The 8,251-nt window shown below is 44.0% G+C and carries 8 protein-coding genes; 6 read left to right on the top strand and 2 right to left on the bottom strand.

Features of this window, described 5'->3' with window-relative positions; translation table 11 throughout:
• The first annotated feature begins 810 nt into the window (after window positions 1–810).
• Window positions 811–1,515 (top strand): hypothetical protein, encoded by a 705-nt coding sequence (locus tag QT973_RS17505; RefSeq protein ID WP_333051610.1) that lies wholly within the window; start codon window positions 811–813, stop codon window positions 1,513–1,515.
• Between the two features lie 454 nt (window positions 1,516–1,969).
• Here the strand turns inward: QT973_RS17505 and QT973_RS17500 are convergent, their stop codons facing one another.
• Window positions 1,970–2,416, bottom strand: coding sequence for an NADAR family protein (locus tag QT973_RS17500; protein ID WP_333209916.1), 447 nt, complete (start codon window positions 2,414–2,416; stop codon window positions 1,970–1,972).
• 48 nt (window positions 2,417–2,464) lie between these two features.
• Window positions 2,465–3,178, bottom strand: a complete 714-nt coding sequence (locus QT973_RS17495; RefSeq protein WP_333051615.1) for a hypothetical protein — start codon at window positions 3,176–3,178, stop codon at window positions 2,465–2,467.
• Between the two features lie 121 nt (window positions 3,179–3,299).
• Here QT973_RS17495 and QT973_RS17490 point away from each other — a divergent pair, with 121 nt between their 5' ends.
• The 5 genes from QT973_RS17490 to QT973_RS17470 all read left to right on the top strand — a co-directional run bounded on the left by QT973_RS17490 (window position 3,300) and on the right by QT973_RS17470 (window position 7,530).
• Window positions 3,300–4,379, top strand: coding sequence for a dipeptide epimerase (locus tag QT973_RS17490; protein ID WP_333209914.1), 1,080 nt, complete (start codon window positions 3,300–3,302; stop codon window positions 4,377–4,379).
• A 31-nt stretch (window positions 4,380–4,410) separates the two neighbouring features.
• Entirely contained in the window at window positions 4,411–5,193 is a 783-nt protein-coding gene (locus QT973_RS17485; protein WP_333231274.1) for a Uma2 family endonuclease, read from the top strand.
• A gap of 81 nt (window positions 5,194–5,274) precedes the next feature.
• Window positions 5,275–6,324: a DUF1611 domain-containing protein gene (locus QT973_RS17480; protein WP_333231272.1), complete on the top strand. Its 1,050-nt coding sequence runs from the start codon at window positions 5,275–5,277 to the stop codon at window positions 6,322–6,324.
• Between the two features lie 36 nt (window positions 6,325–6,360).
• Complete coding sequence (locus QT973_RS17475; protein WP_333051625.1) at window positions 6,361–7,002, top strand: type I restriction endonuclease; 642 nt, start codon at window positions 6,361–6,363, stop codon at window positions 7,000–7,002.
• 57 nt (window positions 7,003–7,059) lie between these two features.
• Entirely contained in the window at window positions 7,060–7,530 is a 471-nt protein-coding gene (locus QT973_RS17470; RefSeq protein ID WP_333051627.1) for a GNAT family N-acetyltransferase, read from the top strand.
• Window positions 7,531–8,251: the final 721 nt, after the last annotated feature.

Here is an 8,251-nt window from a genome sequence, read left to right as displayed (position 1 = left end):
GATTTCTCGCCAGAAACCGGTTTTATTCAAGAAACCCGGTTTCTCTGTACTTCACTTACCTGGAAAGTGCTGTAAATTGCGTTCTTCTATGAGAAGTTCTAGCAAAACTCGTCTGTCGCCCTTTGTTTTCTTAGGAACGCGAATTAAATAACTTACAATTTTAATTGTTATTGTGGGATGGGCGTCCCGCCCGTCCAAAAAGGATGGGCGTCCCGCCCATCCCAATTTCAAGAGTGGAAGTTATTTAATTCTCATTCCTTATAGCGGACAAACGATCGCTATTTTTGATCGACAATTACCCCCTCGGAGTTATCTCCTAGCAGCTTTTCTTGAAGAAGCTCGGTCTACGAAAGGACAAATATACCTAGAAATTATTGATAAAATTGAATGTAGCAAAATATGAGGGATGTAAAAGTAACTGAAGTGACTGGCAATTGTATAGATGCTGAACTTTATACCGACCGTATTGTAATTACAGAACTATGGCCCACAGGTGAAGAAGATGCAGAACCAGAAAGCACGGAGATCCTTTTGACAGAAGCAAAAAGGCTACTGCGGGAGTGGTAAGCAATTTTGAATCTGTGGTGTGAACAGCAGGCACAATAAATCATTAATCAGCAGATTAAGTGGTTCTCAGGCTCTGCCGGGGAACCGATATCACTCTTGAAGAGCCTCGCAAGTCATAGACTCGCGGGAGGCAGAGCCTCCAAATCTGCGTCCCCCGGCAGAGCCGGGGAACAAAAAAAATATAAAAAATCTACTTTAAGATTTGTTACAATACACAAAACTTCATACTTTCCCCAACACTGGATGACCTTTTTCAACGCCTCCGAACCCCTAATCCGCTGCAAACAGGAACATCTCGACGTACAAGACATCGAAGGCCTGTTGCAACTCCGCTGGCAAATTGGAAATATTACTCTTTTCTCAGGATTTTATACCCGCATCGACCAAACTTTTCTGCTTTGGGGTTTGGTGACAGGGGGGATTTTTTTTACGGCTCAGTTTTTCCCCCTCAGTTGGAGCTTTCAGGCGATTTTGTGGTCAACTTTGACTCTAATTGGCACTGCGGTAATGGCCGTTTTGACTTTGTTTTGGGTAAGAGTCGAGCGTGTTAGCTGGATTCTTTACTCTTGGGCGATTTTGATGATAACTGGTTTGGTTCTGACGGATTGCAGTATTTTTGCCGGTTGGGGAGGTTTGTTACTGCACCTTTGCGATTTGTGGTTGGGATTGAGCGCGATCGGCTATTTGTTGACGGGACTCGGTTTGCGATCGCGCACTTTTCTCCTGATTGGACTAACTCATTTATTTAGCATCCCTCTATTAACTTTTGTTGCACCTTGGCAATATCTAACCACAGGCATAATTATGGCCGGCTGTTTGTTGTTATTGTCCGAATTGCAGTGGGATATGCGATCGCCGATCGACAATAGTTTGCTAAGCGCAGAACAGAAAGAATTTAATAGAATTCAACAGCAACTGCGACAGAGTGGCGCGATGGTATCCAAATAAATCACAAATGTAAAGAATTCTGAACGAGTGCTGACACTTTCCACAAATCGTACACAATAGTAAAGATACAGCATCAATAAAAAACAAAGTTTAACCAGAACAGGTGTTTTGCTGTTTTACCTGTGAATCGCCAACTTTAGGGGAACGGTGTCCGGGAGGCGACGGGCTAACAATGCTGTACTTGCGACGAAAAAAGTTAATTCCGGTTGAGAGTAGTTGTTAAAACAAAAAAAGTGGTGCAGGGTTTTTACCGTTTCCCCTGCTTCGCAGTCTCTGAGGAGAGGCTAAACCCTCTACTAGAACAGCCCGACGAGATTGACACAAGTTTTGACAGTTGCTCATGCCGATTTATGAGTTCAGTGTTTAAGAAAATTGAGGAAATGCTCGCTGACGAGCATTGCAGGACTTAGGATTAAATAAGTCCTGCTTTAGTTTGGGAAATTTAAGTTCTGTTTTACTCTGACGTGCGTTTTCGCAATATTTCCCTTACTTCCATTAAAATCTGGCCCAACATATTTTTGCCGCTGCCATCTTTACCGCAACCCCAATAGTAATCAACTGGGGAATTTTCGACTATTTCCTCATCCGCTGTAGCGAGTAAAATTTCTCTAATTTCGGCATGAGTTTCAAATTTTCGGAGTACGGCTTTTCGCATGATATCATCTTTTACTTTTTCCCAATCTTTACGGAGGGGACGAGAGCGATCGCGCCCCATTTTTGCGGCATCTTTCGGCGTTTTTGCTTGGCGAATTTGGTCGCAATGAGCCGTTTTGGGAAACTTTTGTGCTTGAAAATAATGCTCGGTAGTTGGCCAATATTCTCCGTCTAACTCGAATCCATGACTGGAAAAATTAGAAAAACAGCCGTATTCGCTGGCAGTGGTGTAGAAGTATATAGCCATAAAGTCTGCGATTTCAATTTCGTTAATAATCTTGGTTTATAGTCAGTTTTACCTCTGTGGATTATCCACTATCTTCAACCGCAAATCAATAGTTTCAAGATAGGAACCGATGTAAGACAGCAGGGCATAGATAAATACTATCACCCCTACCATTTCCAAAATTTCCTCAACAGAAGCCAACAAACCGTAGATCAAGTTTCGCTGGCCAACCGCATCTGCATAATAGCCACAAACCATTTCCATGCCAAGTGCTCCACCGACATATATACTGCCTGCCAGTAAAAATAAATCCCTTGTTTTTCGGGGTAGGTGCCGGAGAAACTTGAGATAAGCCAGCGCAGTAACCGCAACAAAAATCGCCCCCGGAATTACCCAAATGAAGTAAAAAATGCCCCCTAAATCCAGTGCTTTTCGCAAGTCGTTAATAATTAATATTTCGTGCAAACTCAAGATTTCATCTAAAGAAAAAAATACAAAGATGAACGCCAGCGCTTTCCAGTGTCCAAAATACCGATCGCCCTCCTTCTTCTTAGCACTAGCAATAATACCTAGCAAAATCGCGCAAAACAGCAAAGTAAATGACGAGTACCACGAAGGATAATTTATTTCTCTGTCTAAGTTAAACAAACTAATCCAGCGTTCTTGATAGTTGAAACCGTACCGCAGAACTTGTACGATGCAACCAGCAACAGCAAAGAAGAGCACCCAAATGCTGAGAGAGAAAGCAACTCTCTTCGGCGAAACAGAAATAATGAATTTCATCAAATTTTTGATAAACTAGAACAAGCAAAATCAAACTATAAAGTAAAAAGTAAAAAATGGCAATAGCGGCGCAATCCGTCCCCTCGGATTTTTATCTACAAAAAATTACCAATCACTGACAATGCACGTTCAAATTGAAACTTTCACTGTCCGCAAGCGGTTTGCCCTTACCATCAGCCGCGGTACAACAACCCAAAGTACGAATTTATGGGTAAAATTAGCACACGAAGGCATCGAAGGTTGGGGAGAAGCATCGCCTTTTTCCACAGGTTCTCGGCCCCAAACTACCGAAATTCTGCTAGCTGCATTGCAGGAAGTTGCACCGCTGCTAGAAAAGTTTACTCCGTTCGATCGCCAAAAAATCGAACAAGTATTAACAGAGGTCAACTTACCCTCAGCCGCCCGCGCCGGCATCGACATGGCAATGCACGACTGGCTGGGCAAAAAAGCAGGCTTGCCCCTGTGGAAAATGTGGGGATTAGATCGATCGGGCATCGTCCCCACCTCCGTCACAATCGGCATTAATTCGCCGAGGAGTGCAAGAGAAAGAGTGCGCGATTGGTTTGGTAAAGATGCGACAGATCCAGCAAGCATCAAATACCGCGCCGTTAAGGTTAAATTAGGAAATCCCGCAGGAATCGAAGCCGACAAAGCTATGTTAATAGCAGTGCTAGAGGAAGCACCACCTAACCTTAAAATCAGTGTAGATGCTAACGGCGGTTGGAGTTTAAAAGATGCAGCCGAGATGTGTCACTGGCTGGAAAGATACAAGATAAATTATGTTGAACAGCCGCTTTCACCCCTCGCAGATATGGATGAGTTCTCAGAACTGTACCGTCAATCGCCCCTGCCAATTTTTGCTGATGAAAGTTGCTTTAATAGTTCCGATATACCCAAGTTAGCGCACTGCGTCCACGGCATCAATATCAAAATGATGAAGTCAGGGGGATTGACGGAAGCTATGCGGATGATTCACACAGCAAAAGCCTGCAATTTGCAAGTAATGTTCGGCTGCTATTCAGATAGCGCGATCGCAAATACAGCAGCAGCACAACTTTCACCGCTAGCTGACTATTTGGATTTGGACAGTCACTTAAATTTATTAGACGATCCTTTCACCGGTGCGATCGTCGAAAATGGGTGTTTGTTGCCAAACGGGCGATCGGGATTGGGAGTGCAGCGAATGAAGATTGTAGAATAGAAGTATCGCTCAAGATAAATCTGGAGATAGTATGATACCAGTAGAATCAATAGGACAGGGAATTGATAGAGAAGCCAAACTTTTTTTTGAAGAACATAAACCACCGACTGATTTAATTTTTGATGATGGTGCAGAAATGGAAAGCAACCGCCACCGTATAGCAATGACCGTTTTAATCCGTTCCGTAGAACAAGGTTTAGCTAACCGGAACGATTTTTTTGTCGGTGGCAATATGTTTATTTATTACAGCGCTAAACAGATTCGCAATCAGGATTTCCGAGGCCCGGATTTTTTCGCTGTGTTGGGTGTTGACAGCAATACTTCCCGACAAGGCTGGGTACTTTGGGAAGAAAACGGACGTTACCCGGATGTCATTGTGGAACTGCTATCGCCGTCAACGGCAAATCAGGATACAGGGAAAAAAAAGGATATTTACGAGCAGGTTTTTAGAACTCCTGATTACTTTGTTTTCGATCCTTTCGAGCCCAATTCTTTGCAAGGATGGCGTTTAGATTCCAACCTGCGCTATCAGCCGTTAGTACCCAACGAACAGGGTTGGCTGTGGTGCGAAACGTTAGGTTTTTGGTTGGGCACATGGGAAGGAATTGTCGATCGAGAAACTGCGACTTGGGTGCGTTTTTTCGATGAATCTGGCAATTTAGTTTTGTTGCCGGAGGAAGCCGCTCAACAACAAGCCGAAGCCGCTCAACAACAAGCGGAACAGGAACGCCAGCGAGCCTCGCGACTAGAGGCCAGATTGCGAGAATTGGGAGAAGATCCGAATGATCTTACCATGAACCCAAATCACAGCTAACACCCAATCGATTTTAGATTTTAGATTTTAGATTTTAGATTGAAGCTAAAATCTAAAATCGCCCGTCTCAAAAGTGAACCAATGACTAAAAATTATTCGATCAAAAATGGTAAAGTTGCAATCCTGCTGCACGAGGGAATTCTCGGCCATTCCGGCAAAACAGGTTTAGCATTTTTGCGCTACAGCGAAGCACAAACTGTAGCAGTAATAGACAGCCAATGTGCCGGACAATCTTTACCTGAATTAACTGGCATTCCTCAACAAGTACCGATAGTTGCTTCCGTTGCAGAAGCACTGCAATTTGCGCCGAATATTCTGCTAATTGGTATCGCTCCTTCCGGCGGTGTTTTGCCGGCAGAATGGCTGCCAGAAATTAATCAAGCGGTAGCAGCGGGTTTGTCCGTTGTCAACGGTTTGCACGCGAAACTTGCACCTTTGGTAACAGTTCCATTAACCGAAAATCAATGGATTTGGGACGTGCGTCAGGAACCGAAATCTGTCGGTGCGATCGCCTCTGCTGCTGCGGCTAAATTAAGTTGTCGCCGCGTATTAACTGTCGGCACAGATATGAGCGTTGGCAAAATGTCAACCAGTCTGGAACTCAATCGCACTTGCTTGCAGCGGGGTTTGCGTTCCAAATTTTTGGCAACCGGACAAACTGGTTTAATGATCGGAAATGAAGGCCTTCCTTTGGATGCAGTGCGAGTTGATTTCGCCGCTGGTGCTGTCGAACAAATGGCGATAAAATTGGGTTCTGAATGCGATATTCTGCACGTAGAAGGGCAAGGTTCGCTATTGCATCCCGGTTCGACGGCGACTCTGCCGCTGCTGCGGGGTTCGCAGCCAACTCACTTAATTTTAGCGCACAGAGCCGGACAAACTAGCATTCGCAATCACCCGCACGTATCGATTCCCAGGTTATCAAAAGTGGTGGAATTGTACGAAATGGTAGCTGCGGCTGCGGGTGCTTTTGCAGGGGGAAAAGTGAGCGCGATCGCCCTCAACACTCATCACTTAAATGAGGCAGATGCGCTGTTAGCAATAGCTGAAGTTCAAGCAGAAACGGGATTGCCTTGTACCGATCCGGTAAGGTTTGGCGCGGAGGTTTTGTGGGAGGCGATCGACAGTTGATATGCTACAATAAATTTCAATTGAAGATGCAAAGCCATGACACAATCAATTCAAGCAAAAACACTGACTCTGCACGATGTCAAAACAAAATTTAACTTCCAACTTTGTGAAGACGAGCAATTTTTCCGGGAGTGGATGGACGATTTACCAGAAATTACAGATGAAGAAAAGCGATATCTTGACAAAGTAAAGGCTGGCTATACTAATAGTGCCGACCACTCCATGATAGAAGATACCGTAAAAATGGTGGTACTGGCTCCCTTGCTATTTTTAGCAGATTTATACCTGAATCCCTTTCATATAGAGGCAGAAAAATCGGTGGAACTTGTCACCGTGGATGAAGGTATACTTGTCAGGGGAAGTATTGATGTTCTGCTTTTAATTGAATCTTTTTGGGTAGTTGCGATCGAAGCGAAGCGAGCACAATATTCCGTTGAAGCTGGACTTCCTCAGTTACTATTTTATATGCTGAATGACCCCAGTCCAGAACAAGTAACATTTGGGCTTCTGACAAATGGCAGCAGCTTTCGATTTATCAAAGTGACCAAACAAGGCACACCGCAGTATGCCGTGTCTAAACTTTTCGATATTGGGAGTCCAGGAAACGAACTTTACGAAGTCTTTCGCATTTTGAAGCGGCTAGCTGGTATAATTTCCAGTAACACCTCTTATACTTAAATACATAATAAGGCTGTTGAGAACTCAAACTAAACGAGACAGCCAACAAAAATCACAATGAATGAAAATTCTTTGGAGTTGCAGTCAGGATTCGTCCTCCGCCCGGCCTCAGAGCAAGATATGAGGTCAATTAGAATCTTAGTTTGGGGCGCCAAACTCGATCCAACTCAGTTGCGCTGGGAGCAATTCTGGGTCATCGAATGCGAGGGAAAATTGGCAGCTTGCGGACAGTTGCGGAACTTTGCGGGCGCGCAAGAATTGGGCAGTTTGGTGGTGGCGAAAGATTGGCGCGATCGAGGTTTGGGAAGCTACCTCACAAAATATTTAATTCAACAAGCTACAGAACCGCTATATTTAGAATGTTTGGGAAAGCGACTCGCATCATTTTATACTCGCTTTGGCTTCACAGAAGTTTCCGTACAAGATTTGCCGCAGTCGCTTAAATTCAAGTTCGGTTTGTCTCAATTAGCTAAAACTTTATTCAAAATTCCTGTAAGAATTATGCAGTATCAAGCAGGTTGTCTGTAATTATGACTTTTATGAATTTAAGATTCTGAATTTATGAATGGATTTTAAGTTCGACCTGTTCAATAATTGGATAACAGGGTGCGATCGACCTGCATCGATCAAAAACTCCTACCGCCTCCTGATATCTGCGTCAGTCTCGATCGCCTATTGTCTATGCCTAAATAGGTAGGTACACCTCAATATCGCATGGGGAGGGTGGGTGAGTTGCCAAGTTTACTTGCTTATATCATTGATCCGCTTACGGGCCCCTAATGGCGCACTGGCTGTCAGAAACCGGGTTTTTAGAGGTTTGGTGCGTCAGTTACGGACTAGATATTTATGGATATTCCTGATTGGGCGATCGAGAAGGCGTAAGTTCATAATTCACTGTTTGCGGTAGTCCAGTTAGCTAAATTGGCACAGCTACCAGCCTGATATTTAGGCAGAAACCCTTGCAAAATCGTTGTTTGCAGGTTAACCAGTGTCATGTGCCAGTACCAGACTCGGAAAGTGGACTGGCGATCGCACCAAAGATATTGGACTCCTGGCAAATTAGTAAGTGTAAAGCAAGTGAGTCACAACCCAATCAAAAAACTCAACCCCAAAATTCAAGCCAAAAATAAAACATTTTCACAGCAGCAGTAATGCGGAATCAGACAATCTCTAATGTAGCTAACCACATCTACCCTTAAGGTAAATCCCACCAACTGCTCAACCACTAAATCCTTAATTCAATACCTCG

It is taken from the genome of Microcoleus sp. Z1_A1 (genome assembly GCF_036700305.1).
GTDB lineage: Bacteria > Cyanobacteriota > Cyanobacteriia > Cyanobacteriales > Microcoleaceae > Microcoleus.
This window is presented reverse-complemented; position numbering and strand designations above follow the sequence as displayed.